Below are 25,828 nucleotides of genomic sequence, written 5' to 3'. Positions count from 1 at the left end.
ATCTTACTTGGCCTACTTTATCACTTGTTAAGGAAAATTACAATAGGGGAAGATGCGGCTATTTTAACAATAGTAATCTTAAGCCGTGTTTATTTTTGATAAACAGAGACCCTGTTTCTGCCGCCTTCTTTAGCTGAATAAAGAGCCGTATCGGAAAATTTTAAGAGTTCAGGAGTTGTCATCTTTTCGTCATATACGGCAAGTCCGATTGAACATGAAACCCGTAATTCAGGATGCTCTTGAAAAGTTAAAGCATTAACTTCGGTACAGACTCTTTTGCACTGATATTCGGCTCTTTCCAACATTCCTCTGATAATAAACGAAAACTCGTCTCCGCCGTACCGGATTAAAATATCATCAGTATCAAAATTACGTTTAAAAACTTCGACAATGGCTAATAGAACCTTGTCGCAAAAGACGGCTCCGTAGTCTCTGTTAAGCTGCCCAAAGTGGTCGATATCCACCATTGCAAAACTAACCCCTATATGCTGGCGGACACATCGTTTAAGGAGATTTTCAAATGATTCATCTAAATATCGACGGTTATATAAACCTGTAAATTCGTCGGTAATTGCTCTTTTTTTTGCATCATCACCCCATTGAATTATCTGCGATAAAAGGCCGTCCGTCTTACTTAATCGGCTGCCTGTGATTTTAAGCATATTGAACAAAACAGTTGATGCTATTTTCGGCTGATCTATAATAAGGGAAGAAAAATCTTGAGATTTTAAAACGAGGCAAGAGACAGGTTCAACGGCCTGGCATGTTGCCGAGCGGTGTTCTTGTTCCAGCATTGCCATTTCACCGAAAAAGTCTCCGGCACCCAGACGGACAAGCTCTATTTCTTTTCCTTCCGATTTTACAGAAACGGAAATTACTCCTTTTACGATGATAAAAAGCTCATTACCCGACTCACCTTCATAGACTAAAGCTTGGCCCGCTTCAAATTCGGCATAAAACATTGCTTCAGCTAAGACTTTAATTTCTTCTATGGAAAGATGTTCAAAGAGCCGTGCCTTCTGTAAAATTTCAAGCCATTTTTGTTTTGAGCTATTCATTTATGTCCTCCTCAAAGAGAATCTGAGAGCCTCCGCGGGCTCGTCCGATAAGAGGCATTTCGGCACATTGTTTGATAAATTCCGTCTTTTCAATCTTTGTATCCGGATATAATAAAATGCCTAAACTCATGCTCAACTTAAAAGGACTGTTTAAGACCGGAGAAATATCTAAGTTTTCAAGCTCTGCCTTTATCTTTTCGGCTAAACTTGCAGCCCCATCCCGCTCTAACTCAGGCGTTAAAACGGCAAATTCGTTTCCCTGATAACGGATTAAAACCGAATCCGTATCTAAAAAATGGCTCAGGTGATTACCTATAAAGGTAAGACAGGCATCGCCCTTTTCGTGGCCGTATGTGTCATTAATAGCCTTAAAGTTATCGGGCTTCATCATAATAAGAGAAAAAGAGCTTTTCATAAAGTCCGCAATGTTTTCTTCAAGATAGGCTTTGTTAAAAAGTCCTGTCAGCTTGTCCCCATAAACCTGCTTTTGTAATTCTTTCATAATAGGAGAATTTTCTTTTATTAAAGAGTTAGCCTTTCTAGTTCTTCTTGAAACCATTACCAAGTAGGACTTTAAAAGTTGAGCATAAGTTACCGGATTGTTTTTAAAAACCTCTTCCATAGGAACTCCGTCTTTGGGAAAAGAAAGAATAATAGAATTTTCATTAGCAGAGGCTATGGCCTTTTGCTCATCTTGGGTAAGCATAGCCGTTTCACCGAACATTTCACCGCTTACAAATTCTGGCTAAAACGGATTCATCTTCAGGAGATAAAATTATAACATTTCCTTCTACAATAATATAAAAGCGGTCTCCTTTTGTATTCTGCCTAAAAATAATATCCCCTTTTTGATAGCTGTCTACCCCTGCCTTATCGGCTATGTCTTTTAAGTAGATTTCATCCCATCCTGCAAAAAGGGGAGTATTACTTAAAGCTTCTATTTTCTGTTTATCAGTAATCATGCATACCACCTAAGAGCATTATAGCATATTTTAGATAAAAGAAAAGTGCTTATTAAAAAAAACAAGAAAAGAAATCAAAAAAACTTATTCATAAAGCAGTTCATCCAAATCTTTTTTAAAGGTTTGTTTTATGTTTTCCTTTTCTTTAAAGCGCCTTTTTGCCGACTTGGACTTTTCTTCCTTCTTTATTAAGAATTTTTCCTGCCGTTTTTCCCGTCTTATTTTTTTTCTATCCTCCTTTAATAATTGCAGGTAAAGTTCATACCTGTTTTTATCCAGTAAGCCCGTTTTAAGAGCCTCCAAAACGGCACAGCCCTTTTCGCATGTATGTGTACAATCGCTAAAAAGACACTTGGATTTTAGCTCGGTAATATCGGCAAAAGAATTTTCCCCGCTGTCCGAATCCCAGATACCCAGAACCTTCATTCCGGGAGTGTCCATTATAACCCCCGCATCTTCTCCTAAAGAAATTATCTGCCGGTTCGTTGTAGTATGAACTCCCTTATCTATTTTTTTATTTATGTCGCTTGTGCGTAAAATTTCTTTCCCCGTCAGGCTGTTTATGAGGCTTGACTTTCCGACACCGGAAGAACCTATCAATACCGAAGTCTTTCCCTTTTTAAAGTAATGCTTTATATTTTTTAAACTTTCAGGTTCAAAAATACTTATGCAATAGACTTTTAAATGAGGATAAATCTTTTTTATCAAATTTTCAGCATCCTCCCTTGTCTCGGATAAGTCCGCCTTAGTTAAAAGCAAAACGGTTTCAATATTTTGCAGGGCAAAAACATATCTAGCCAAACGGTTTAAATTAAAATCCTTATTTAAGGACATACATATAAAAGCCGTATCAATATTGGCCGCAATAATTTGTTCAAGCTCAATACCTGACCTAGGATCCGTTCGCGAAATCTTATTTTTGCGCTCATATAAAAAATCTATAAGTGCAATCGAAGAATTTTCTTGAGACTCAAAGCCTATCCAATCTCCTACCGAAGGATAAGAACCGGATACCTCGCATTCTTTTTTAAAAGAGCCTTTTAAGCGGGCTTCTTTTTCGCCATCTTTACATATTATTTTATAAGTATTTCCGCCAAAAAAAATAATACGCCCAACCTCTTTTTCGATCTTTTTACCTTTAAAAAAATCTTCAAAGCCGAAATTTAAAATTGTTTCCATAATGTTTCCTTTAAGTTCATCAACCGCAGATTGTATAAACAATCGAGGATTGATGAATTTCCGCACTTTTGCAATGAAATGAAAAAGTGCATACGATAAAGCGATGTTTGCCGTAAGGCAAACTCGCAGCGTTTTTAGACAATGCCGTCAGCATTGTCTAAAATAAGCCTTCCTTTCAATAGAGAATTATTTTCTCCCGGGATATACATCACAAAAAATTCGGATTTAAAAATCTTCAAACTTGAGCACAGATAAAAATCAAGCAAGTGAATTTAAGGTGAGAATCTTATAAATAAAATTGATTTGATAAAATGCGGTCTATAAAGAACTTCCGGGAGTAAGGTCTTTGCCGCTTGTTAAAAATAATACTGTAATCATAGAGCACCTCCCATAAGTTTTAAAATTCAGTAAAAAGACATTAAGCTAAAATAAAGATTTTGTCAAGCAGGCGGTAGGGATTATTTCAGCTATTTTCATAAGCATCTTACCTCATTTTAGATTTTTGCGTCTTTCCGCATTTTTCTAAAATAGAATTATGCCATATATTCTTACAAATAGCAATACCAATTTTTTTTAAAAACAGACTAATTGTTGTCATTGCAAAAAAATAAGCGGCAGCAGATAAATACCCGCTTCCGCTTACTGGTTTGAATTACTAAAGGCTCTTACTAAGCCCTTAGGCTCCTATAATTCCTATAGCTCCTAATACGATTAAAAGTTGGGCAAGAATATAGGTTTTCATAATAAGAAAGCGCATTCCGGCCTTGCCGCCGAAAAAGTATTTGGCTGAAACCATAGTATCCGATATAAGAAACAAAACACTTCCTATAGCAGCCAATATAAGCCCTAAGGACGGATTTGCAAAGGCAAAAACTATAAATAGCCAGCTCATTGATGAGATTATAAGCCCATAAGTTATTACAATAGGTTTAAGCCCTTTTAAGTGTTTTTTTGTTCTCATTATAATATAAACAATTGCCGCTAAAAAGATCACTGCCGCTATGATTCCGGGGATAATGGGAATGTATTCAACCTTAGCACCGAGTATTGCAAAAACTATATAAGATATTTGTGTAATTGCAAAAAATAAGATACCAAGAGCAAAATTCTGTTTTTCTCTATCAAAAAGAAGTATTGCATCTCCCAAAAAACTGAAAACCAAAGCAATTATTATTAAAACATTCAATATTGAAAATGTTTTAATACTTACAAAGCTGAAGGCCAAAAAGAATAAAAGAAGGGCCGGCATCAGCATAAATTTTGTCATATCAGCCCATTTTTGTCTTTGCTGAAAGCACTTGATTAAATGAATAATCGAAATAACTAAAAACAAAGCAAGGGCTGCAATACACAAAGGATCTAAACATTCATTATACATATATACCTCCAAAAATATACTTATACAATAATCATATACTGAAATCATCAAAAAAGCAAGATATTTTTAAAATTTAAGTTGACGATTAAGCATTTCTATGCTATCCTGTACAGGACGGTAATATTACCTTAATTAATAGGTAAAAATTTATTATATCAATTTTACATGGAAGAATAATATGCAGATTTTTGATACTCATGCTCATGTCGGGTTGATCTATTCCGATCCGATTGAGCAATTACGCGTTGTGCAGGAAGCCCGCCAAGGCTCTGTAACGAGAATAGTAAGTATATGTAACAGTTTACACGACTTTTCCAAGGTGTATGAAACTCTTAGGTTTTCACCGGCGGTATACCATGCCGTAGGTGTATCTCCGTCTGAAGTTACATCTCCCGGAAAAGACTGGCAAAAAACAATAGAAGAAAGCTTAAAATTACCCAATGTAGTGGCTGTAGGAGAAATAGGCCTTGATTATTGCAAAAAATACGGAGACAAACGCTCCCAGATTGAGCTTTTTATAGCCCAGCTTGACATTGCCTCAAAGGCAGGTTTTCCGGTAATTATTCACAATAGAGAAGCCGGAAAAGATCTTCTTGATATCTTAAAGGAAAGGATTCCCAAAGAAGGAGGCGTTTTACATTGCTATTCAGAAGACGATATTTATGCAAAAGAAGCCTTAAAGCTTCCTCTGTACTTCTCCTTTGCAGGAAATTTGACTTACCGCAATGCAAGAAATTTGCATGATACGGTTTTAGCCCTTCCCCTTGACCGTATCGTAGTCGAATCCGAAAGCCCTTTTATGCCCCCATCGGTATATCGCGGCCAAAGAAATATGCCGGCCAACACCATCGAAACCGTGAAGTTTATGGCGGAAATGCTGGGTAAAGATATTGAAGAACTTGCCGATCAACTTTGGAAAAACAGCTGTAAGCTCTTCCGGCTGCCCGAATAAAACATGGAAGAATTTCTTTACAAGCCCGTCTCAATAGGCGGGCTTCTTTTATCGGGGAACATCTTTTTAGCCCCTGTTGCAGGCTACTCCGACAAGGCATTCCGTTCCATCTGCGTGGACTGCGGTGCGGATTTTACATACACCGAAATGGTATCCTCGGAAGCCCTCGTGAGGGATTCCGATAAAACCGAAAGCCTCATAGGAAGAGCTCCTAACGAAAAAGCTTATGCCGTACAGATTTTCGGCTCAAACCCCGAATATATGGCAAAAACAGCCGTCATAATCGCCGAAAAATATTCTCCCGAATGTATCGACATAAATTCGGGCTGCCCCATGGCAAAGATTACCAAAAACGGTGCCGGATCAGCTTTGATGACGGACATTCCTCTTTTGTACAGGATTGTAAAGGCCGTAAACGATGCTATGACCCCTTATAAGATCCCCGTAACCCTTAAAATACGCTCAGGCTTTACCGCCGACAAACTTAACTGGAAAGAAGCAGCCTCAGCCGCCATAGATGCAGGGGTTAAAATGCTCACCCTTCATCCCCGTACCCGCTCACAGGTGTATTCGGGCAAGGCCGATTGGAACATCCTTGCTGAGCTGGTTCAATTTGCAAAGCCTTATCAAATTCCGATTTTCGGATCGGGAGATTTGTTTTCGCCTGAAGATGCAAAAAAAATGCTTGAAGAAACAGGTTGTGCAGGCATAATGTTTGCCCGCGGTGCTATGGGCAACCCTTTAATTTTTACCCAAACAAGGGAGCTCTTGACCAATGGAACATACGGCGAAATAAGCACGGAACAAAAAATCCGTACCGGCTTTAAAGAGCTCGTCTTTTTATGCGATGAAAAAGGAGAAGAAAAAGGCTGCCGCGAAATGCGTAAACGCTTTGCCGCCTACACCAAAGGAATACCCGACGGCTCTCGCCTCCGCCAAGAATTGGTACAAGCCTCAACAATAGCGGAGTATAAAACCATAATTCAAAGAATTCTTTAGCATTCATTTCTGATTTCCGTATATTTTAACTTGTAAATATTCTATTTCTATGTCATAATATTTATATGAAAACTGATATAGAAATAGCTAGAGAAGCGAAGCTAAACAAAATCGCTGAAATTGCAGACGGCTTAGGGATTCATGACGACAATGTCATTCCCTATGGAAAGTACATAGCCAAGGTTCCCTATAGCGTTATAGATGATGCAAAGGTAAAAAAGAATAATTTAATCCTTGTTACCGCCATCACGCCTACAAAGGCGGGAATCGGGAAAACGACCGTATCAATCGGTCTTGCCCTGGGCTTAAACAAAATCGGGAAAAAGGCTGTTGCAGCCTTGAGAGAACCTTCTTTAGGACCTTGTTTCGGTATGAAGGGAGGTGCTGCAGGAGGGGGCTATGCCCAAGTTTTGCCTATGGAAGACATTAACCTCCACTTTACCGGAGACTTCCATGCTATCACTTCGGCCCATAACATGATAAGCGCCCTTTTTGACAACTACATCTTCAGAACTCAAGGGACTCCAAAGGCTATTAAAAAAATCCTTTGGAAGAGGGTCTTGGACGTAAACGACAGAAACTTGCGCCAAATTGTTACCGGATTAGGAGACGGGAACGGCGTGGTTATGGAATCGGGCTTCGATATTACCCCGGCTTCCGAAATTATGGCTATTTTCTGCCTTGCAAAGGATATTGAAGATCTTCGCCGAAGAATCGAAAACATTATTCTGGGCTATGATACGGAAGATAAGGCTGTAACCGTAAAGGATTTAGGAATTGCAGGTTCAATCGTAGTTCTTTTAAAGAATGCGATTAACCCCAACCTTGTACAAACAACGGAAAATACCCCCGCCTTTATCCACGGCGGCCCCTTTGCAAACATCGCTCACGGATGTAACTCGGTAATTGCAACAAAAACAGCGCTTACCTACGGAGAATATGTAATTACCGAAGCAGGCTTCGCTGCAGACCTCGGTGCCGAAAAATTCTTCGATATCAAGTGCCGAAAAGCAGGTTTAAATCCGAAATTGACTGTAATTGCGGCTACTACAGGCGGTTTAAAAATGCACGGAGATGTTCCCGAAAAGGAAATATCCAAGCCCAATGCAGAAGCCCTCAAAAAAGGTCTCGCCAACTTGGATAAGCACATCGAAAATATGAAAAAATTCGGACAAACCGTAGTTGTAGCCCTCAACCGATACGGATACGACATTGACTCCGAATTGGATCTGGTTAAAAAGCACTGTGAAGCCCAAGGTGTAGGCTTTGCTGTCAACAATGCCTTTGTTGAAGGAGGAAAGGGCGCTGTTGCACTTGCCGAGCTTGTTGTAAAGACAATCGAAACTAATCCGTCGAAGCCCTTAAAATTCGTTTACGAAGATAAGGATCCCATAAAAACAAAGATAGGAAAAATCTGTAAAGAAATCTACGGTGCCGCTGATGTTACTTATTCGGGAGCTGCCGATAAGATGATTAAAAAGATTGAAGAAGCCGGAATGGCAAACTTCCCGGTTTGTGTTGCAAAAACACAGTATTCATTCTCGGCAGACCCTAAACTTTACGGAGTTCCTACAGGCTTTGAAATGAATGTCAGGGACATCGTTTTAAATTCCGGTTCTGAAATGATTGTAGCCATTATGGGAGACATGATGAGAATGCCGGGGCTTCCGAAAGATCCGCAGGCCGTCAGAATTGACCTTGTAAACGGAAATATTGAAGGCTTATCATAAAATTTGCGATTTTATTTGATTTTTTGGGAATAATGTTGTATAATATTAGAATAGCTATTTATAAACTTGCCGCAAGGCAAGTTTATAAATTATATATTATTTAAGGAGTAAAAAATGAAAAACATTTTGAAAATTTTGACCTTATTGACTGTTTTTTCTTTTATCTTTACGAGCTGCGGAACACCTCCGGCTCCTCCTCCCAAAGAAAAACCGGCACCTGTAGTTGTAGAAGAACCTGCACCGGAAGTAAAACCTGAACCTACCCCCGAACCGGAACCAGCACCCGTTGTCGAAGAACCTCGGGATGTTCCTGTAAAGGAATATGTAGTAGTACAAGGAGATACTCTATCCGAAATTGCTTTAAAATTTTACGGAACAAGAGAAAAAGCTTACTACTTCCCCATAATTATGGCAATTAACCCCGGTATAGTTAAACATCCGGATAAACTTGCACCTAAGACCAAGCTTTTAATCCCTGATTTTGAACTTTTTATGAAACACTCGCCTTCAAAAATGCTTGCAAGACCTGAGTTTGAAAAATGTATCAAAATTTATGAGGATGAAGGAAAATCCGGAGTAGCAGAATCTTTAAGACGACGGCTTAAAGAGCTTTAATCTTACCAAACTTCCTCCCTCGGGAGGAAGTTTTTTTATTCCTTGCAAAAAATACTTATAAATAAATAGGAGAATTTAGTTTATGAATGTCAGATATGCTGTCGAGTTTTCAAAAGAACTTTTACAAATACACAGTCCCGGAGGCTATACAAAGAATGCCATAGACCGAATAAAAAAAGAATTTGATTCTTTAGGCATAAAATATACGGAAACAAATAAGGGTGCTATTTACGGCACTATCGAAGGAAAAAATACGGCTAAGCATAGAGTCGTTTCAGCCCACGCAGATACCCTCGGCGCTATGGTGCGCCAAATAAAGCCTAACGGCTGCTTAAAGCTTGCTGCCATTGGAGGCATAGCCTTTAACAGCATCGAGGGAGAAAATCTTTACATAATTACAAGAACGGGAAAGGTTATCACCGGCACAGGTCTTCCCGAAAAAGCCTCTGTTCATATTTTTGAAGCTATAGAAAAAGAAGAAAGAAACTTAGAAACCTTTGAAGTGCGCCTTGATGCGGAAACTCACTCAAAGGAAGAAACACTGGCTCTCGGCATAAACATAGGAGACTTTGTCGCCTTTGAACCCCGCACAATCGAAACCGAGGACGGCTACATAAAATCCCGTCATTTGGATGATAAGGCCTGTGTTGGTATGCTTTTTGCCGCTTGTAAGGCCCTTAAAGAAAAGGGAGACAAACCGGCCTACACCACCCACTTTTTTATAAGCAATTATGAAGAAATAGGGCACGGTTTTTACGGTATTCCTAAAGAATGTTTTGAAGTACTAGCCCTGGATATCGGAACAGTCGGAGGCGAGCAAAATTCGGATGAACACGCAGTAACAATCATCGCTAAAGATTCACGCACACCCTACGATTTCGGCTTTAGACATAGGCTTGAAGATCTTGCTATTCAAAATAAAATCAACTACAGAACCGATGTTATGTTTAGATACGGCTCGGATGCAAGTATGTATGTAATGCAGGGATTCGATATAAACTTTGCCTGTATGGGTCCGGGAGTAAGTGCTACCCACCACTATGAAAGAACCCATATAGACTCCTACAAAGAAACTATAAACCTCTTATACGCTTATTTAATGAGTGAATAGGTTTTTAGGATTTAATTTAGTTTAATATTATCAAAGTGATAATGTTTAAAAGCGGTAAACCTATAAGGCTGTAAGTCTTTAGCTTTGCCGCTTTTTTAAAATTTCAGGCTTTATCTTGCCCTCATAGCCTTGATCGCTCGGCTCATAAAAATGAGTGCCCTCAAGCCCATCCGGAAGATATTGCTGCTTTACCCAATGCCCCTCAAAAGCATGAGGATACAAATAGCCTTCACCATGACCCAGAGCTTCTCCGTCGCGATTTGAATCTTTTAAGTGATTAGGCACTTCTTTATTTTCTTTTTGAACACAATCAAGGGCTTTGAAAAAGGCTTCGGCACTGTTTGATTTAGGGCAGGTCGCCAAATAGAGGGCAGCATGAGCAAGATGATACCTGCCTTCAGGCATACCGACCCTGTCAAAGGCTTCGGCCGCACCTGCAACCACGCTGACTGCCCCAGGGGACGCAAGCCCTATATCTTCGCAGGCAGAAATTAACATTCGCCGGAATATAAATCGCGGGTCTTCTCCTGCCGCTATCATTCTGGCAAGCCAGTACATGGCGGCATCAGGATCGCTCCCTCTGATAGACTTTATAAAGGCACTTATGACATCATAATGATAGTCGCCGTCCCTATCGTATAAGACAACCTTCTTTTGGATGCTTTCTTCGGCTGCCTTTAGACTAATCGTGATTTTAAAATTCTCTTCAGGAGGCCAATGTTCAACACTCGTTTCAACAGCAAGCTCAAGGGCATTTAAAAGACTTCGCGCATCTCCGGATGCCGTATCGACAAGATGCTCCAAGGCACCTGCTTCAAATTCTATTTTCCAATTACCGTAACCCCTTTCTTTATTTGTCAGAGCAAATTGTGCAACTTTTTTTAGCTCATCATCGGTTAAAGGCTTTAATTCAAAAACACGGCTGCGGCTTACAAGAGCCTTGTTTACCTCAAAATAAGGATTTTCCGTTGTGGCACCGATTAAAATTATCGTTCCGTTTTCTACCCATGGCAGGAGAGCGTCCTGTTGGGATTTATTCCAGCGGTGAACTTCGTCCACAAAAAGAATAGTCTTACGGTTATAAAGCTTTTTGTTTTCCTCAGCATTGGTTACGGCTTCCCTTATCTGCTGCACACCTGCTAAAACGGCATTTAAACTTAAAAAATTGCTTTTGGTTGTATTTGCGATAACTCTGGCAAGGGTTGTTTTTCCTGTTCCGGGGGGCCCGAAAAAAATAAGTGAAGAAAGCCTATCAGCTTGGATTGCCCGCCTTAAAAGACATCCCTTTCCGATTATGTGTTCTTGGCCTATATATTCGTCCAAGCTGACAGGCCTCATGCGGGAGGCAAGAGGTTCATTTTGTTTAGAACTTGAAGCCGCAGCTTCAAAAAGATCCTTACTCACGGTTCCATTCGCATTTTTTATCGCTATAAAAGCCCCAAAGGCCCGTATTCCTATAGATGGCACCTGCATGTATGCCTACAAAAAGAGCATAAGTAGAGTCTCCTCTACCAACGCCTAAGATAGGCGAAGTAACATACAAACCTATGGCAGATTGATATTGAGCATTAGAATCAGGAGGAGTTGTAGATCCTTCTTCACCGGGATTAAGCTGTTTTGCCTTTGAAAGATCCGTAGGATTGTCATTATCTAATTTTATCTCCGTATATCCTTTTATACAGCCGATCAAAACTGTTTTTCTTTCCTTAAAGTAAGAGATAGTAAATGGAACTTTATCTTTTTTAATCTCTATTTTGTTATTCCAAGTCCCATTGTCTGTATAATAATATAGGCTTGAATCCGCCAAGACAAAGATATTGTCATTATCAAAAGCACAAATATTAATTGCTTTTTCAGGCAGACCGTTTTGTAAGGCCGCCCCCTTATACAGCTTAGGCGAAACAGCCGCTTCATTGTCCGTTTTAGATTTGCCGGTTATTAAAAAATAGTCATTTGCAGCAGAAATAATGCTATTATCGTCAGCTAATATTTCTTGACTACTGCTTGTAGATATTTTATATACTTTTTTATTGCTTGAATCATAACCGAAAACCGTTTTATTCCCAAAAACACGTTGAATATTTTCAGTATGCGGAATATCTTTCCATTCATTGTTTGTATCGAGAAACTTGACTTTCCCGGATTGAAATGATACAAAGATATTTGTTCCGTCTGAAGCTAAACCGGTAATTCTTCCGGCATCTAAAATTTCACTCCAAATCGCATCAGAACCGTTTCCTTTTGAATATATTTTTGCAGGGCTTGCAGCATATACATTAGCCCCTACATTTATAATGCCTATGATATTGCCATCAACAGAAAAATTTTTTAAATGTATTTCCTGCTCAATTGCCGAAAAAATAGGCTGGTTTTGACATGAAGCAAATAACAGTATACCTAAGATAGCTATAAGAATGTATTTTTTTGTTTTCATACATTAAACTCCTAAAGATTAAAAGTGATACCGGGCAGCAAAACTAATTCCTAGAATATTACCGGTTCTATTATGGGTTGTATCCTTATACCATTGAGGTAAAACATTCCATGATACATCTCCTCCAAAGGACCATTCCGGCGAATATTGATAGTATACCCCCGCATCAAATTTAAAAAGCATTCCAAAATATCTACCGCCGTTCCCATTATAAGATTGAAAAGCAGCTCCCACGCCTCCTCCTAAAGGGAAACGCCATTTTCCTTTAGCAAAGGTATAAGCCATATCAAAGGTGATTGGAACTGCAAAATATAAATTCTTTGCAATTGTAGGATAAAAATGAAAGCTCAAACTCCCGCCCAATGAGAAGCCGTTCAGTACATAATAACTAAAGCCGATATTTATCGACCCTCCGGGATATATCCGGGGATTAACGGCGAACTTGGTATTAGAAGTATTAAATAAAGGAACTCCTAAGGATAAGCCTATTTTCATAAATGTATCGCCTTGCCGTACAGGCTGAAATACAACCGCCCCATCAATCCCCTTATTTGGAGAATTTTCACTCTCTTCTTGAGCCGTAACATGAGTAAAAAAAACACAGATAATAAAAATACAGAAAATAAATCGTTTCACCTTTGGTTAACCCTCTGACATAAGCTGATAAAATCAGTATATATTATTTTTTACAAAAATGTCTATATGCAAGTCTTGCACAAAACCTAATTATGTTATAACATAGTAAAGGTTCTATAGTTATAACGATGTAGAACAAACAAAAAAATTAATAGTTACTTAATCTACTACAATGGAGGAAAAAAATGAGTGCAAAAATTATTGACGGTGCCCGGATAGCGGCAGACTTAAGGGCCGATATTGCAAAAGACGTTGAAAAAATAAAGGCAAAGGGAGTTCAGCCCACCTTAGCCGTTATTTTGGTAGGAAATGACCCTGCATCCCAATCCTATGTAAAGGGAAAGACAAATGCTCTCCACGAGGTAGGAATGAATGACAGGACATTCAGGCTTCCGGAAACTACTACACAGGATGAATTACTAAAACTTATCAAAGAGCTGAATGCCGATAAACTTATAAACGGTATTTTAGTGCAGTTACCTTTACCCAAACAGATTGATCCCGATGCTGTAATCGAAGCTATTAATCCCGAAAAAGACGTAGACGGATTCCATCCTGTAAATGTCGGAAAACTTCTTTTGGGACACGATACCTTTATTCCTTGCACCCCCCACGGTGTAATTCATCTTTTAAAGAGAACCGGAGTTGAAACAAAAGGTGCAAAGGTTGTAATTGTAGGCCGCTCCAATATCGTTGGGAAACCTCTTTCCGTTTTGATGATGAATAAGGATGTAAACGCAACAGTAACCGTTTGTCACAGCGGTACAAAAAATTTGGCGGAAGTTACAAAAGAGGCTGATATACTGGTTGCAGCTATGGGAAAACCCCAGTTTATCAAAGCCGATATGATTAAAAAAGGAGCTGTCGTCATAGATGTAGGTGTAAACCGGATTGATGATAGTACCAAAAAAAGCGGCTTTAGGCTTGTAGGCGATGTTGACTTTGAGCCTGCCTGTGAAATTGCCTCTGCAATAACGCCTGTTCCAAAAGGAGTAGGCCCCATGACCATCGCCATGCTTGTTGCAAATACCCTTATCGCAGCAAAAAGGCAAAACGGTTTGGAATAAACAGAGTTGTTTTAATACGGTTAAAATAAGGTAATTATAATAACCGTATTATAAAGAGAAGCCCCGAATTGAGATGCTCAACTCGGGGCTTTTTTTTAAACTGATGGAGCCGGTATAGGCGGCACATCCGTACCGTTTTTCTTTTTTCTCATAATTACAAATATAAAGGAGCCCAAACAGATAAGAGCAGCAGCAATTCCTATGGGATAAGAAATCATCTTATCAAGCCTAAATCCTTCAGGGGCCATTAAAATATATGTAACCGAAACAGCTGTCATAAAAGTCGCCGGAACCAAGGCAATGATAAAATTCTTCTTGTTTAAGAATAGATACATCGCTCCTACCCATAATGCAATCATTGCCAAAGTTTGATTTGACCATGCAAAATACCGCCAAATAATATTAAAGTTTATTTGGGACAGAAGACCTCCTATAGCTAAAAGAGGAATAGCCAATAGAAGTCTTTTACTAATCGGTTTTTGATCTACCTTGAACCAGTCGGCAAGAGTTAAACGGGCACTTCTAAATGCCGTATCTCCTGATGTTATAGGACATGCAATAACGCCCAATACTGCCAAGAAACCTCCGATACCACCCAATAACTTAAATGAAATATCGTAGACAACACCTGCAGGGCCGCCCAATGTGTTAAGAGCTTCTTGCAGTCCTCCCGTTCCATAATAGAATGTCATACCGGCTGCAGCCCAAACAAGGGCAATAATTCCTTCACCTACCATTGCACCATAAAATACCTTGTGTCCGTCAGCTTCGGATTTAATACAACGGGCCATTAAAGGAGACTGAGTTGCATGGAATCCTGAAATAGCACCGCAAGCAATGGTAATAAAGAGCAATGGCCAACGCGGTAAATTGGAAGGATGAACATTAGCCAATGAAAATTCGGGAATGGTCATTGTTCCGCGGAAAGCATTAAAAAGAATACCGGCGCCGATACCCAAGGCCATAATTATAAGAACAATACCGAAAACCGGATAAATCTTTCCGATAATCTTGTCTACCGGTAAAATTGTAGCAAGGAAATAATAAGCAAGAACAATAATCAGCCAAAATGTCGAGCCGAATTTTTCCGGTGTGAGTTTTGCTAAAAGATCTGCAGGCCCTTTCATAAAAACCGTACCTACAAATATAAGTAAAACAACGGCAAAAACTCTCATGATAAATTTCATAATCGGGCCCAAATACACGCCCGAAAGCTCTGAAATACTAGCACCCTCATGTCTTTCGGAAATCATTCCCGAAAGGTAATCATGCACTCCTCCCGCAAAAATCGTTCCAAGCCCGATCCAAAAGAAAGCAGAAGCTCCCCAAAGAGCCCCCGAAATTGCTCCAAAAATCGGCCCTAATCCCGCTATATTCAATAATTGAATCAAAAATACGCGGCCTGTCGACAGAGGAACATAGTCTACCCCGTCCTGCTTAGATATTGCCGGTGTCGGCGCAGAAGAAATACCAAATACTTTTTGGACATATTTTCCATAAACAAAATGTCCTACAATAAGTATTGCCAAACAGATAAAAAATGTAAGCATACTCGCCTCCTTAGTAACAGTATACCATATATTTAAAAAAAATACACCCAAAAATGACCTTAATATAAAAAAAATAGCCGATTATTACTAATCGGCTATTTAAATTTTATAAAGATTTGTAGCAGAACCAGAAATCGTAACCGTCATATTCCTTTAAGCGTTTTTTAGCTTCCTCTTCTGTGGGAGGCGGGGGAACGATAGCTCTGTCCTTGATAAGACCGTTATTAGGCCAATCGGCAGGCAAAGCAACCTTATTCTTATCGGAGGTTTGCAGAGCTTTAACGGCTCTAACGATTTCTTCCATGTTTCGGCCGATTTCCTGAGGATAGTAAAGGACAAGTCTTACCTTTCCATTGGGGTCTACGATAAATACTGCACGGACAGTATTTGTGCCTTTTCCGGGGTGCAGGAGACCGATCTTATTTGCAATGCTGTCATTTGCAGCAATTACAGGGAAGGTAATCTCTACACCGAGCTTTTCCTTAATCCATTCAATCCATTTTAAATGGCTCTGTATTTGATCTATTGAAAGACCGATTAGTTTTACACCGAGTTTTTCAAACTCAGGCATGAGTTTTTGAAAAGCCACAAATTCCGTAGTACATACGGGAGTAAAATCGGCAGGATGGCTAAAAAGCACAAACCAACTGCCTTTAAGATCACAAGGAAGCTTCATAGGTCCGTGTGTTGTTGAAACCGCTAACTGAGGAAAGTCATCTCCTAAAAGAGGCATATTCATTGTCATTTGTTCCATAATTTTCTCCTTAAAAAATTATTTTAAAGCAAACTTTTTTAAATAACTTTTAGTAATTTTTAAAGATTTTTTAGCATCTTTCAGTTATATATAAGCAAATTCCATGCTAAAGATAAAAAAATTAAAATAAGACACATTTTTAACAAAAATACAGGGATTTGTATTAAAATACTTAGAATTCCGATAAAAATAGAGTGTTTTAGACAAAATTTGCACTGTTATATCGGTGATTTTCACTGATATAACAGTGCACTGATATATCAGTGAAAATATTTTTCTTTTAGATATAGAAAAAGGGCTGCATTCATAATAGCATGGGTATAGGGCGGATTACCCATATTTTGAATAACTTTTTTAACGGGAATTTTAAGGATATTTAAAAATTCATCTTCATCAAGGTGCTGCTTTCCTTCTACACTGTCTAACTCAGCTAAAAAAACGGTACAAGAGTTTTCCATTATCGCAGGATTGGGGGACAGTGTCGACAAGCATTTTATATTTTTAGGTGTGCGGCCGGTTTCTTCCAAAAGCTCCCTTAAAGCTGCCTCTTCCGGTTTTTCTCCTTTATCAACAACCCCTCCGGGAAATTCTATGCAGACGCTTTCCGAACCATGCCTCCATTGTTGGACCATCACAAAAATATCTTCGCCTGAAGAATCTTTATAAAAGGGAACAACAATGACCCAGCTAGGCGCTTTTAGAGAAATAAATGTCTTTTTTTCTCCTTCAGGAGAAATGCTGTCTTTCTCACAGACACTAAAGACCCTTGTTTTTAAGATTTCTCTGGAATCAGCAGGTTTCCATTCAATCTCGTTATTCTTTTCCATAAAATTGCAATTCTCCATTTGACATATCAAGGATTTCAGGTTATTCTATTATAAAGAGAATTTAATTGCAATAGGAGGTTTTTTATGGCAATTATAACAATTTCACGCAAGATCGCTTCCTTTGGCGACGAAACAGCGGTGGAGCTGGCCAAGCTTTTAAATTACAATTTTATTGACCGCAAATCTTTAGAAAAAGATTTACTTGCAAAGGGAATTTCGGAAGGACAGTTAAAAAAATATGATGAGCGCAAGCCCGGCTTTTGGGCATCCCTTTCAAGAGAAAGAGACTCATATTTTGACTATCTTCGAGAATCCGTATATGAACACGCTTCTTCAGGCAACTGCATTTTTATAGGCAGAGGAGGCTTCGCAATCTTGAGAAATGTACCCGGTCTTTATTCGGTACGCTTAGTCGCGGCTGATGATGTAAGAATTTCACGGTTGATGAAGGAATTTAATTACTCCGAAAAAGATGCAAGAGCACTGATGGAAGAAAGCGATAATAACCGTGATGGGTTCCATAAGAGTTTTTTTAATACAGCCAATGAAGATTCTTCAGAATATAATTTAGTCATAAATACAGGATATATCACGCCTCTACAAGCGGCAGAAATAATTAGATACGGTTTTGAGAAAACTATAAGTAAAAAAGAAACAGCTATAGGAGATAAGCGAATAAAAGAGCTTTTATTAGCACAAAAAATCGTCAATCATGTTTCTTTCGACTTAAAACTTCAAATATATTTCCTTGAAGCCGATATTTCGGAAGATGAAATTATTTTGCACGGTGTAGCCGATAATGCAGGGCTTATCCAAAAAGCCGTATCCGTAGCCGAAGAAATGTCCGGAGGCCGCAAGGTTTCGTCTGCAATAAGCATGGTAAACGAATATAAGCCTTTTCCATAACAGCTAAAAGCATATTCATAAGCTTATGAGAAAATCGGCCGGAATTAAGCTTCGGCCGATTTTTTTTTCTTTTACTAAAATCTAAGGTAACCCTCTAAAGTTTTTTAAGCTATTCTACCGTATAACCCGCATCTTCAATAGCTTTTTTTAGATCTGACACTGAAACAGTTTCGGGATGAGTGATAGTTGCGGTTTTTGCACCTAGGTCTATTTCGGCTGAAACACCCGAAATCTTTGTCAAAGCTTCCTTAACATGGGAAACACAATGTTGGCACTGCATGCCGTTTACCTTTAATACCGTATTCATAAGTTCTTTCTCCTTAATTTTATTTTTATCCGCTGCGCAAAATTCTGTGTTTACAGTACAGCTTGACTCAGATTCAGCTGAGCTGCTTGATACGGAACCTGCATCACGGCTTATTTTATATTTTCTTTTGGGCTTAAAATAATTTAAGCGCAAGGCATTGCTTACAACAGATACCGAGCTTAAACTCATGGCAGCTGCGGCAATCATCGGGCTTAAAACAATTCCGAAAAGAGGGTAAAAAGCTCCTGCCGCCAAGGGTATACAAAGAGAATTATAAAAGAGAGCCCAAAAAAGATTTTCTTTTATATTCCGCATAACGGCACGGCTTAACTGAATAGAATCTACAGCCGTTTGTAAATTATCGTTCATCAAAATAATATCGGCACTTTCAATAGCTATATCGGTTCCGTTTCCTATGGCTATGCCCACATCGGCAGTCATAAGGGCTGGGGCATCGTTTATGCCGTCGCCTATCATAGCCGTTTTAAGACCGGCTTGGTGCAATTTTTCGATTTCGTTCTTTTTGTTTTGAGGCAAGAGCTCGGCCGCAAAATCATCTACTCCCGTCTGAGCCTTTATGGCATTTGCAGTTTTTTTGTTGTCGCCCGTAAGCATTATGGTCTTTATGCCCATAGCCTTAAATTCGGCTATTGACTCAATGCTGCCTTCCTTAATTTTGTCGGCAACAGCTATAATTCCTATGAGCTTTGCACCCGTATCGGTTTCCGAAGAGCTTCCGCCTGTACCGCCGCTTACGCCAATCAAAAGAGGTGTCGCTCCCTTTTCCGCAAGGGCATCAATTTCGGCCCTGGCATGAGAAATTTCGATATTGTTTTTTTGGAAGAGCTTTTCATTTCCTGCAAAGATTTTTAGACCCGAAGCTTCTTCAATACCCGAAATCCCGAAACCGTGTTCAGCCCTAAAGTCTTTAATTTTTAAAGCTTCTAAGTTTTTTTCCTTTGCCCGTTTTATAACGGCATTTGCAAGGGGGTGCTCGGAAAGCACTTCAAGACTATAGGCAAAGCTTAAGACTTCGTCCTCGCTAAAGGTTTCGGTTTTTTTAATTGCGATTACATCGGGGCGGCCCTGGGTTATTGTACCGGTCTTATCCAAGACTACGGTGCTTGTTTTATGAGCCGTTTCAAGAGCTTCTGCAGAGCGGATTAAGATACCCAGCCGAGCACCCTTGCCTGTTCCGGCCATAATGGCTGTAGGCGTTGCAAGGCCTAGGGCACAGGGGCAGGAAATTACAAGTACCGAAATCGCTCTGGAAAGAGCGAATTCAAAGCCTTCGCCTGCAATCAGCCAGATAAAAAGCGTAATCACCGCAATAGCTATGACCGCAGGCACAAAGTAGTTGCTTATCTTATCTGCGAGTTTAGAAACGGGAGCCTTCGAGGCCGAGGCTTCTTCTACAAGAGCAATTATCTGGGAAAGGGTTGTATCATCGCCTACTCTTTCAGCCTTAAAGGTAAAGGTTCCCGATAAGTTTATGGAGGCGCTTACTACCTTGTCTCCTGCGGTTTTTTCGACAGGGAGGCTCTCGCCCGTAATTGCCGCCTCATCTACCGAAGAATTTCCTTTCACTATAATACCGTCAACTGGAATGGAAAAACCGGGCTTGATTAAAATCAAATCTCCCTTTACAATTTCTTCAACCGGAATTTCATCTTCATTACCGTTCCTTATAACAAGGGCGGTTTTAGGTTTAAGATTCATCAGCTTTGTAATTGCTTGAGAAGTTTTTCCCTTTGCATTGGCTTCAAGGAATTTCCCCAAGGTTACGAGGGTTAAAATCATCGCAGCGGATTCAAAGTAAAGGTCTCCGGCAAAAAGCCTTACCGTTTCCATATCTCCGTGCCCCATTCCGTAGGCCATCTTATAAATAGCAAAGATGCCGTAAATAAGGGCTGCACCGGAACCGACCGCAACGAGGGAGTCCATATTGGGTGCCTTGTTTAAAAAAGCCTTAAAGCCCCCTGTAAAGAATTTTTTATTTATAATCAGCACGGGAAGAGCAAGCAGAAATTGAGTAAAACTAAAAATAAGAGCATTTTCTATTCCGTGCAAAAAATGAGGAATCGGAAGAGAGGCCATGTGCCCCATCGATACATAAAAAAGAGGAATCATAAAGACTAAAGATAAGAGCAGCCTTTTTTTTATCTTATCTCTTTCAAGTTTGGCGGCATCGTTTTGAAATGAGCGAGGACCGGAAGTCTTGTCGTCAGCCGAGTTTTTATTTGAAGAAGAGTTTTTTAAACTATCGGCAAGCGAGGCTCCGTATCCGGCTTTTTCAACCGCCTCTATAATCTTATCCGTACTAAGGAAAGTCTCATCGTAATTGACGCTCATGCTGTTGGTTAAAAGATTTACCTGTACCTCGGCAGCTCCTTCAAGTTTTTCGACAGCCCTTTGAACATGGGAAGAACAAGCCGAGCAAGTCATTCCCGTAATATTGAACTTTATTTTTTTACTCATGTTACTAATATACAACTTTTAAACGGAAAGGTCTAGGAAATATGCAGTTAAATGATTTTTTTAAAAGATAATACTTGACAATATCCGGTAAATAAAGTAGTATAAAGGCGAATAATAAGAGTTCTTGTTATTTTGCATCTCCTTGTAATAATCTTGCAAGTATGCCTGACTTACCATATTAGGTCCTATCTATTTATTTTAGATCTTAATTTATAAATCAATAGCATTATGCAGTTCTAACACTGCATTATAAGGAGAATCATATGAATAACACAAAAAAAGAAAACAAACTGAGAATTGCATTTATGGGAGCAATCAACTGCGTATCAGGCTCCTGCACCTTGCTGGAATATAGTAATTCAGAAAAAGGCATTTGCAATTATTATCTGGTAGATTGCGGAGAATACCAAGAAACAAATCAAAATTATACCTGTAACAAAAAAAGAGTCCTTTCCTTAGCAAAAAAGGTTAAAGCAGTCTTTTTAACTCATGCTCATGCCGATCATATAGGGCTCTTACCCGATCTAATTGAAAACGGATTTAAAGGAAAGATTTACTGTACTAAAGCAACAATGGATCTGACTAAGATTATGCTTGAAGATGCTCTACATATAAAAGAACAAGAAAATAGCAACATAAAACAATTCATAAACCAAATGAATTTTGATCCGATAGATGAAAGGCCCGGATTTTTGTTCGGTAATGCAAAAAATCCTATATCCATTGATGATGGTTTATGTATGTATCCGCTCAGAACAGGACATATACTCGGCTCTTGCTCATTTACGTTTACATGGATTAAAGAAAATTCTAAGCATCCCGAAAACAATAAGTATGAACATTGGGAAGCAATTTGTTTTTCGGGTGATGTCAGTCCATGCGATGAGCTTTCAGTAAAAAACGGAGATGCTCAAAGTATATTGCTAAAAGATTTTGCAACACCTTATTACAGTGAATCAAACCGCTATATTGTTTTAGAATCAACATACGGAGACAGGGTCCGCAATAAAAAAAATCTTTTTCTTAAAAAGATTTATAAGCTTTGGAGCATCATAAATAAAACAAAAAAAGAGGGCGGGAAAGTTTTAATTCCTGCATTTGTTTTAAACAGAATGCAAGAAATTTTAACGGATTTATATTACATCAAAAATAAGCCGATGCAGTTTACACGAGAGAGTTTTATCGAAGAAAACCTAACAGAAGAAGAATGGCTGAGCTATTTTGATTTAGTTGAACAAAATATTACTTTTTCTGAACAAAATCAGGAATTTCAGGATGCATTATATTTAAAAGAATTTCCACAGCCTGATAGGATAAAAAACTATATCACATATACTGACGGCGCACCTTTTAACAGCATACCTGAGCATGCTCAAATCGGAATAATTAATATATTAAATGCCCTGTATAAAAGATTTTATAGCGGCATGTATATCAATTACGGCTATTATTCGTCCTTAACCGATGAAGTAAATCAGATTTATCAAAAAAATCTCTTTGACTGTGCTATGAATAAAAACAAAGAGATAAAATATAACTATATCTCACCTCAATTTTTTAAAACTTTTTTACCTCAAATTACAGAAACGGAAAAAAAATTAGAGGAAGGCAAAAAACTCATTAATGATATTTTATCTAATGATTATTCACACTCACGATTATCCCCAATAGGGCCGGATGAAAAACTTGATACATTCTTTTATCGTAATGATGTCTGTTTATTTTCAAATAATTTTTTAAATAGCGAAAATATAAATAAATTAGTTGAATTTCTAAAAGATGAGAAAAACACGCTTGTTTTAACCGGTTATCAAGGTGAAGGAACAAATGGGGCTTTGCTTAAAAAATTAGGACAAGGAGTATATAACGAGCAGGATTTATTTAACATAAAATTAAACAATACTGAGATGCGTTTGTATGAAGTAAAGTGTAAAATAGAAGACATGTCGGCATTCTATTCGGGGCATGCAGACCAAGAACAGCTCGTTGAATACGTTCACGGGTTCAATAATACACGTGGAACACAAAATATCTTTCCCGCAACAGTATTTTTAAATCACGGAACACAAACACAGAGAGAAGCATTAAAAAAAGCTATCGAAGAAAAAAATAATGGTTCTCATAAAATTAAGGCCGTACTACCCGAATCTTTTAAATGGATTAACTTAAATACCGGCGGATCTGAAGAATTTGCCGATATTGAAATTGAGAATAAACATTCGGGAACTTCTTATAAAACTAAAATAACGGTTAAAGACACCATAGACATTTTTTATCCTGAAACGCTTGATCCGAGGCTTTTAGCAAAAATTATAAATGCCGTTAACACTATATTAGATTAAAAGACTCTAAGTATTTGAATATTAAGGCAGTCATGCGCCTCTGATTGTCAGATAGGCCATCTTTAACATGAAATATCAAAATTCACTCCGCCCCTTAAAACCGCCGGTCTCATAATCTTCTCGCCCGGCGGTTTTAAATTTTATACATCTCTACAATTAAATAATGTAAAGAAATCCTTTTAAAAATTTAGCAAATTTTACCGCCCGAAACTTTTATGTCGGAATTATTTTCGACAATAGCTTCGATTGCAAGCTCAATTCCTTTTACAATCATCTCCAAACTCATTGAAGGCGTTAAGGCGGGCTTTCCGATAACCTGTTCGGGCAAAAACGGAATATGAATAAAACCGCTTTTCATCGGTTTGCCCTGAGCCGTTCTTTCCGCAGCAATATGAGCTACGCCGTAACAGACATGATTGCAAATAAAAGTTCCTGCCGTATTCGATATTGAAGCAGGTATTTTACCGGCTTTTATCTTTTCGACAATGGCCTTGATGGGCAGAGTAACAAAATAGGCGGCAGGCCCGTCTTTTACAACGGGTTCATCAATGGGCTGATTACCCTCGTTATCGGGAATTCGGCAGTCATCAATATTTATACCGATTCTTTCAACCGAAATATCCGCCCTGTTTCCGGCTTGACCGATACTTAAAACCACATCAGGGTTTTCTTTTTCGATCATTTCTTTTATCTTCGCTACGGATTTTCCGATAACCGTCGGAATTTCCAGCTTTATAATTTTTGCTCCCAAAATTTCATTGGGAAGAAGTTTAATTGTTTCAAGGGCCGGATTAATCTTTTCACCGCCGAAAGGATCAAAACCGGTAACTAAAATTTTCATTTATCTCCTCACTAATTTTAAAAAGCAAATATCAACATCAAAATAATATGAACAATAATCAAAGCAAAGGACATAAGGGCTTGAGCCTTAATCAATGTATATTTATTTTTAGTTTCCAAAATTGCGGCAGGAACAATGTTAAAGTTTGCAGCCATAGGTGTTAAAAGCGTACCGCAGTATCCGCAAGTCATACCTAAGGCTCCTACAACAGCAGGATTTCCGCCTTGTGCAATTACAAAGGGAACACCTACACCGATTGTGATAACGGTAAAGGCAGCAAAAGCATTTCCCATAATCATCGTAAAGATTACCATTCCAAGACAATAAGCGATAACACCCAGTACGGGAACACCCTGAGGAACAATACCGCTTGCAAAATGGCCAATTATCTTACCTATTCCGGCTGTTGCAAAGATTGCACCCAAAACACCGAGGAGCTGAGGAAGTAAACTTGAAGAGCCTACCTGCATCAGCATCTTTGAAGTATCGTTGATTGTATCTTTCATTTTCGGCTTAGTTAAAATTATTGCAAAAATAAGGGCAACTATCGAAGCAAGGCCTACAACTTGTGCAGTAGAAAAGCCGAAGATTATTTCTTTTCCGGCAGCATTTGTTCCAAGTGAAATTTTAAAGCTCTTCATTTGAGCCAATAACATCGCAACAACACCTATCAAAACGGCAGGAATAAAAATCTTGTTGCCGACCTTTTTTGAATTTTCGGTAATCTCTTCTTTTGTTGCCGACTTAATATCCGCAACTTTTACTTGTTTTGTAAGAGTAAAACCGCCCAAAACAAAGAGTAAGCCTCCGATAATGGCTCCTCCGTAAGGTACATTAAGAACGATAACTTTACCGAACATAAACAAAAGACCTAAGATTCCCCAAAACAAGAATGTTCCGATAGGGTTCTTTTTATCTTTTAAGGAGATTACGGCTGTGATAATTGAAACAAGACCGCAAAGGCCGTAAACGATTTCATCTATAACCATTGTATTATTTTGAATAAAACTAAACATCTGCCTTTTCTCCTTTTCTAAGTGATTTTTCAAAGAGCCAGCACTGTAGTAAGGCTATAAGAACCATTGCAACACCTGCCAAGATTGAATATTTAGCAACATCGATATTGCTTATATCCAAGCCCTGTTCTTTTAAAGTTCCTGTAATTAAAAGAACTCCTGATGCAACGGGAAAAATATTTTGACCGAAAAAGTTTCCGTAGTTTTCGGAAGCTCCTGCGAGACCCTTAATTTTTTCGATGTCGTCTTCGGTAAGCTTTACATGTTTTTGAGCAGCTCCTTCAGCCATAGGGAGGATTAATGGTCTGATAAACTGAACATGACCGCCCAATCTGATCGAAAATGCCGAAGCAATTGTTCGTATAAGAATGTAGAGCCAAATAACCATACCGGCACTTGCTCCCTTAATCTTTTTAATAAAGTCTGCAGCACGCTCTTTTAAACCGTAACGCTCCATAATAGCGATTACAGGAAAAGAAATAAAAAACAAGCTCATGTAACGGTTGTTGACAAAACCTGTGCCTATTGCATTAAGGACTTCAACAAATCCCATCTTTGCAATCAAGCCTGTTACAAGGCCTGAAATCAAAACAACTGCAACTACATCGAGTTTTAAAATAAAACCGGCAATAATAATTGCAACGCCTATTAAAACCAAATAGTTCATACAATTCTCCTTTTATTGG

20 protein-coding genes and 2 pseudogenes are annotated in these 25,828 nt (G+C 38.7%); 8 read left to right on the top strand and 14 right to left on the bottom strand.

From position 1 onward, the window contains the following. Nucleotides 1-89 precede the first annotated feature (89 nt). From E4N78_RS01480 to E4N78_RS01460, 4 genes and pseudogenes are all read right to left on the bottom strand, one after another. Nucleotides 90-1,058 carry a GGDEF domain-containing protein gene (locus E4N78_RS01480; protein ID WP_255811336.1) on the bottom strand — a complete coding sequence of 323 codons (969 nt, stop codon included), beginning with the start codon at nt 1,056-1,058 and terminating at the stop codon, nt 90-92. After that, nucleotides 1,051-2,020: pseudogene (locus tag E4N78_RS01475) on the bottom strand (GGDEF domain-containing protein). The gene E4N78_RS01480 and the pseudogene E4N78_RS01475 overlap by 8 nt, the downstream one beginning before the upstream one ends. Nucleotides 2,021-2,104: 84 nt before the next feature. Continuing rightward, a complete protein-coding gene (gene rsgA, locus E4N78_RS01465; RefSeq protein ID WP_255811333.1) occupies nt 2,105-3,199 on the bottom strand; it encodes a ribosome small subunit-dependent GTPase A in 1,095 nt (364 codons plus the stop codon). A gap of 676 nt (nt 3,200-3,875) precedes the next feature. Then, a complete protein-coding gene (locus E4N78_RS01460) occupies nt 3,876-4,577 on the bottom strand; it encodes a lysoplasmalogenase (RefSeq protein ID WP_255811332.1) in 702 nt (233 codons plus the stop codon). A gap of 178 nt (nt 4,578-4,755) precedes the next feature. On the opposite strand from E4N78_RS01460, the gene E4N78_RS01455 reads away from it, so the two are divergent. The 5 genes from E4N78_RS01455 (at nt 4,756) to E4N78_RS01435 (ending at nt 9,984) form a co-directional block, all read left to right on the top strand. Further along, on the top strand, nt 4,756-5,529 hold the full coding sequence (locus E4N78_RS01455) for a TatD family hydrolase (protein ID WP_255811331.1): 774 nt from the start codon (nt 4,756-4,758) through the stop codon (nt 5,527-5,529). Nucleotides 5,530-5,532: 3 nt separating this feature from the next. Beyond that, nucleotides 5,533-6,528, top strand: coding sequence for a tRNA dihydrouridine synthase DusB (dusB, locus tag E4N78_RS01450; RefSeq protein ID WP_255811330.1), 996 nt, complete (start codon nt 5,533-5,535; stop codon nt 6,526-6,528). A 65-nt stretch (nt 6,529-6,593) separates the two neighbouring features. Then, complete coding sequence (locus tag E4N78_RS01445; protein WP_255811329.1) at nt 6,594-8,258, top strand: formate--tetrahydrofolate ligase; 1,665 nt, start codon at nt 6,594-6,596, stop codon at nt 8,256-8,258. Nucleotides 8,259-8,372: 114 nt separating this feature from the next. Further along, nucleotides 8,373-8,873: a LysM peptidoglycan-binding domain-containing protein gene (locus E4N78_RS01440; RefSeq protein ID WP_255811328.1), complete on the top strand. Its 501-nt coding sequence runs from the start codon at nt 8,373-8,375 to the stop codon at nt 8,871-8,873. Nucleotides 8,874-8,955: 82 nt separating this feature from the next. Continuing rightward, nucleotides 8,956-9,984 carry a M42 family metallopeptidase gene (locus tag E4N78_RS01435; protein WP_255811327.1) on the top strand — a complete coding sequence of 343 codons (1,029 nt, stop codon included), beginning with the start codon at nt 8,956-8,958 and terminating at the stop codon, nt 9,982-9,984. An 81-nt stretch (nt 9,985-10,065) separates the two neighbouring features. Here the strand turns inward: E4N78_RS01435 and E4N78_RS01430 are convergent. The 3 genes and pseudogenes from E4N78_RS01430 to E4N78_RS01420 all read right to left on the bottom strand — a co-directional run. After that, nucleotides 10,066-11,388, bottom strand: a pseudogene (locus E4N78_RS01430) (AAA family ATPase); the annotation flags it as partial. After that, on the bottom strand, nt 11,381-12,418 hold the full coding sequence (locus E4N78_RS01425; protein ID WP_255811326.1) for a hypothetical protein: 1,038 nt from the start codon (nt 12,416-12,418) through the stop codon (nt 11,381-11,383). The gene E4N78_RS01425 and the pseudogene E4N78_RS01430, both read right to left, overlap by 8 nt. Before the next feature lie 18 nt (nt 12,419-12,436). After that, nucleotides 12,437-13,054 (bottom strand): TP0733 family outer membrane beta-barrel protein, encoded by a 618-nt coding sequence (locus E4N78_RS01420; RefSeq protein WP_255811325.1) that lies wholly within the window; start codon nt 13,052-13,054, stop codon nt 12,437-12,439. Nucleotides 13,055-13,239: 185 nt separating this feature from the next. On the opposite strand from E4N78_RS01420, the gene folD reads away from it, so the two are divergent. Next, nucleotides 13,240-14,121, top strand: a complete 882-nt coding sequence (gene folD, locus E4N78_RS01415) for a bifunctional methylenetetrahydrofolate dehydrogenase/methenyltetrahydrofolate cyclohydrolase FolD (protein ID WP_255803421.1) — start codon at nt 13,240-13,242, stop codon at nt 14,119-14,121. A 95-nt stretch (nt 14,122-14,216) separates the two neighbouring features. Here the strand turns inward: folD and E4N78_RS01410 are convergent, their stop codons facing one another. The 3 genes from E4N78_RS01410 to E4N78_RS01400 all read right to left on the bottom strand — a co-directional run bounded on the left by E4N78_RS01410 (nt 14,217) and on the right by E4N78_RS01400 (nt 17,252). Beyond that, complete coding sequence (locus tag E4N78_RS01410) at nt 14,217-15,671, bottom strand: carbon starvation CstA family protein (RefSeq protein WP_255811324.1); 1,455 nt, start codon at nt 15,669-15,671, stop codon at nt 14,217-14,219. Nucleotides 15,672-15,777: 106 nt separating this feature from the next. Continuing rightward, on the bottom strand, nt 15,778-16,425 hold the full coding sequence (locus tag E4N78_RS01405; protein ID WP_255811323.1) for a peroxiredoxin: 648 nt from the start codon (nt 16,423-16,425) through the stop codon (nt 15,778-15,780). Between the two features lie 260 nt (nt 16,426-16,685). Continuing rightward, a complete protein-coding gene (locus E4N78_RS01400) occupies nt 16,686-17,252 on the bottom strand; it encodes an NUDIX hydrolase (RefSeq protein ID WP_255811322.1) in 567 nt (188 codons plus the stop codon). A gap of 84 nt (nt 17,253-17,336) precedes the next feature. On the opposite strand from E4N78_RS01400, the gene E4N78_RS01395 reads away from it, so the two are divergent. After that, nucleotides 17,337-18,158 carry a cytidylate kinase family protein gene (locus E4N78_RS01395; RefSeq protein WP_255811321.1) on the top strand — a complete coding sequence of 274 codons (822 nt, stop codon included), beginning with the start codon at nt 17,337-17,339 and terminating at the stop codon, nt 18,156-18,158. Between the two features lie 109 nt (nt 18,159-18,267). Here the strand turns inward: E4N78_RS01395 and E4N78_RS01390 are convergent, their stop codons facing one another. Next, on the bottom strand, nt 18,268-20,943 hold the full coding sequence (locus tag E4N78_RS01390) for a heavy metal translocating P-type ATPase (RefSeq protein WP_255811320.1): 2,676 nt from the start codon (nt 20,941-20,943) through the stop codon (nt 18,268-18,270). Nucleotides 20,944-21,206: 263 nt separating this feature from the next. Between E4N78_RS01390 and E4N78_RS01385 the strand changes: the two genes are divergently transcribed. Beyond that, the gene (locus E4N78_RS01385) at nt 21,207-23,285 is read left to right on the top strand and encodes an MBL fold metallo-hydrolase (protein WP_255811319.1); all 2,079 of its coding nucleotides are present in this window, start codon (nt 21,207-21,209) and stop codon (nt 23,283-23,285) included. 187 nt (nt 23,286-23,472) lie between these two features. Here the strand turns inward: E4N78_RS01385 and pcp are convergent, their stop codons facing one another. From pcp to E4N78_RS01370, 3 genes are read right to left on the bottom strand one after another with little or no spacing between them, the layout of a single operon-like run. Beyond that, nucleotides 23,473-24,126 (bottom strand): pyroglutamyl-peptidase I, encoded by a 654-nt coding sequence (gene pcp / locus E4N78_RS01380; RefSeq protein ID WP_255811318.1) that lies wholly within the window; start codon nt 24,124-24,126, stop codon nt 23,473-23,475. A 17-nt stretch (nt 24,127-24,143) separates the two neighbouring features. Continuing rightward, nucleotides 24,144-25,142, bottom strand: a complete 999-nt coding sequence (locus tag E4N78_RS01375) for a DUF979 domain-containing protein (RefSeq protein WP_253696717.1) — start codon at nt 25,140-25,142, stop codon at nt 24,144-24,146. Next, the gene (locus E4N78_RS01370; protein ID WP_255811317.1) at nt 25,135-25,809 is read right to left on the bottom strand and encodes a DUF969 domain-containing protein; all 675 of its coding nucleotides are present in this window, start codon (nt 25,807-25,809) and stop codon (nt 25,135-25,137) included. Before E4N78_RS01370 ends, E4N78_RS01375 begins: the two co-directional genes overlap by 8 nt. Nucleotides 25,810-25,828: the final 19 nt, after the last annotated feature.

Origin of the sequence: Treponema denticola, from assembly GCF_024400535.1 — a bacterium.
GTDB classification, from domain to species: Bacteria; Spirochaetota; Spirochaetia; order Treponematales; family Treponemataceae; genus Treponema_B; species Treponema_B denticola_C.
Note: the sequence above shows the minus strand (reverse complement) of the source record. Positions and strands in the feature narration are given on the sequence as shown.

Bases quoted from the DNA above. Each gene is read 5' to 3' on its own strand.
- E4N78_RS01435 (WP_255811327.1), top strand. From the start codon at position 8,956: ATGAATGTCAGATATGCTGTCGAGTTTTCAAAAGAACTTTTACAAATA.
- E4N78_RS01425 (WP_255811326.1), bottom strand. From the start codon at position 12,418: ATGAAAACAAAAAAATACATTCTTATAGCTATCTTAGGTATACTGTTA.
- E4N78_RS01460 (WP_255811332.1), bottom strand. From the start codon at position 4,577: ATGTATAATGAATGTTTAGATCCTTTGTGTATTGCAGCCCTTGCTTTG.
- dusB (WP_255811330.1), top strand. From the start codon at position 5,533: ATGGAAGAATTTCTTTACAAGCCCGTCTCAATAGGCGGGCTTCTTTTA.
- E4N78_RS01390 (WP_255811320.1), bottom strand. From the start codon at position 20,943: ATGAGTAAAAAAATAAAGTTCAATATTACGGGAATGACTTGCTCGGCT.
- E4N78_RS01480 (WP_255811336.1), bottom strand. From the start codon at position 1,058: ATGAATAGCTCAAAACAAAAATGGCTTGAAATTTTACAGAAGGCACGG.
- E4N78_RS01370 (WP_255811317.1), bottom strand. From the start codon at position 25,809: ATGAACTATTTGGTTTTAATAGGCGTTGCAATTATTATTGCCGGTTTT.
- E4N78_RS01395 (WP_255811321.1), top strand. From the start codon at position 17,337: ATGGCAATTATAACAATTTCACGCAAGATCGCTTCCTTTGGCGACGAA.
- pcp (WP_255811318.1), bottom strand. From the start codon at position 24,126: ATGAAAATTTTAGTTACCGGTTTTGATCCTTTCGGCGGTGAAAAGATT.
- folD (WP_255803421.1), top strand. From the start codon at position 13,240: ATGAGTGCAAAAATTATTGACGGTGCCCGGATAGCGGCAGACTTAAGG.
- E4N78_RS01385 (WP_255811319.1), top strand. From the start codon at position 21,207: ATGAATAACACAAAAAAAGAAAACAAACTGAGAATTGCATTTATGGGA.
- E4N78_RS01410 (WP_255811324.1), bottom strand. From the start codon at position 15,671: ATGCTTACATTTTTTATCTGTTTGGCAATACTTATTGTAGGACATTTT.
- E4N78_RS01375 (WP_253696717.1), bottom strand. From the start codon at position 25,142: ATGTTTAGTTTTATTCAAAATAATACAATGGTTATAGATGAAATCGTT.
- E4N78_RS01400 (WP_255811322.1), bottom strand. From the start codon at position 17,252: ATGGAAAAGAATAACGAGATTGAATGGAAACCTGCTGATTCCAGAGAA.
- E4N78_RS01440 (WP_255811328.1), top strand. From the start codon at position 8,373: ATGAAAAACATTTTGAAAATTTTGACCTTATTGACTGTTTTTTCTTTT.
- E4N78_RS01455 (WP_255811331.1), top strand. From the start codon at position 4,756: ATGCAGATTTTTGATACTCATGCTCATGTCGGGTTGATCTATTCCGAT.
- E4N78_RS01445 (WP_255811329.1), top strand. From the start codon at position 6,594: ATGAAAACTGATATAGAAATAGCTAGAGAAGCGAAGCTAAACAAAATC.
- rsgA (WP_255811333.1), bottom strand. From the start codon at position 3,199: ATGGAAACAATTTTAAATTTCGGCTTTGAAGATTTTTTTAAAGGTAAA.
- E4N78_RS01405 (WP_255811323.1), bottom strand. From the start codon at position 16,425: ATGGAACAAATGACAATGAATATGCCTCTTTTAGGAGATGACTTTCCT.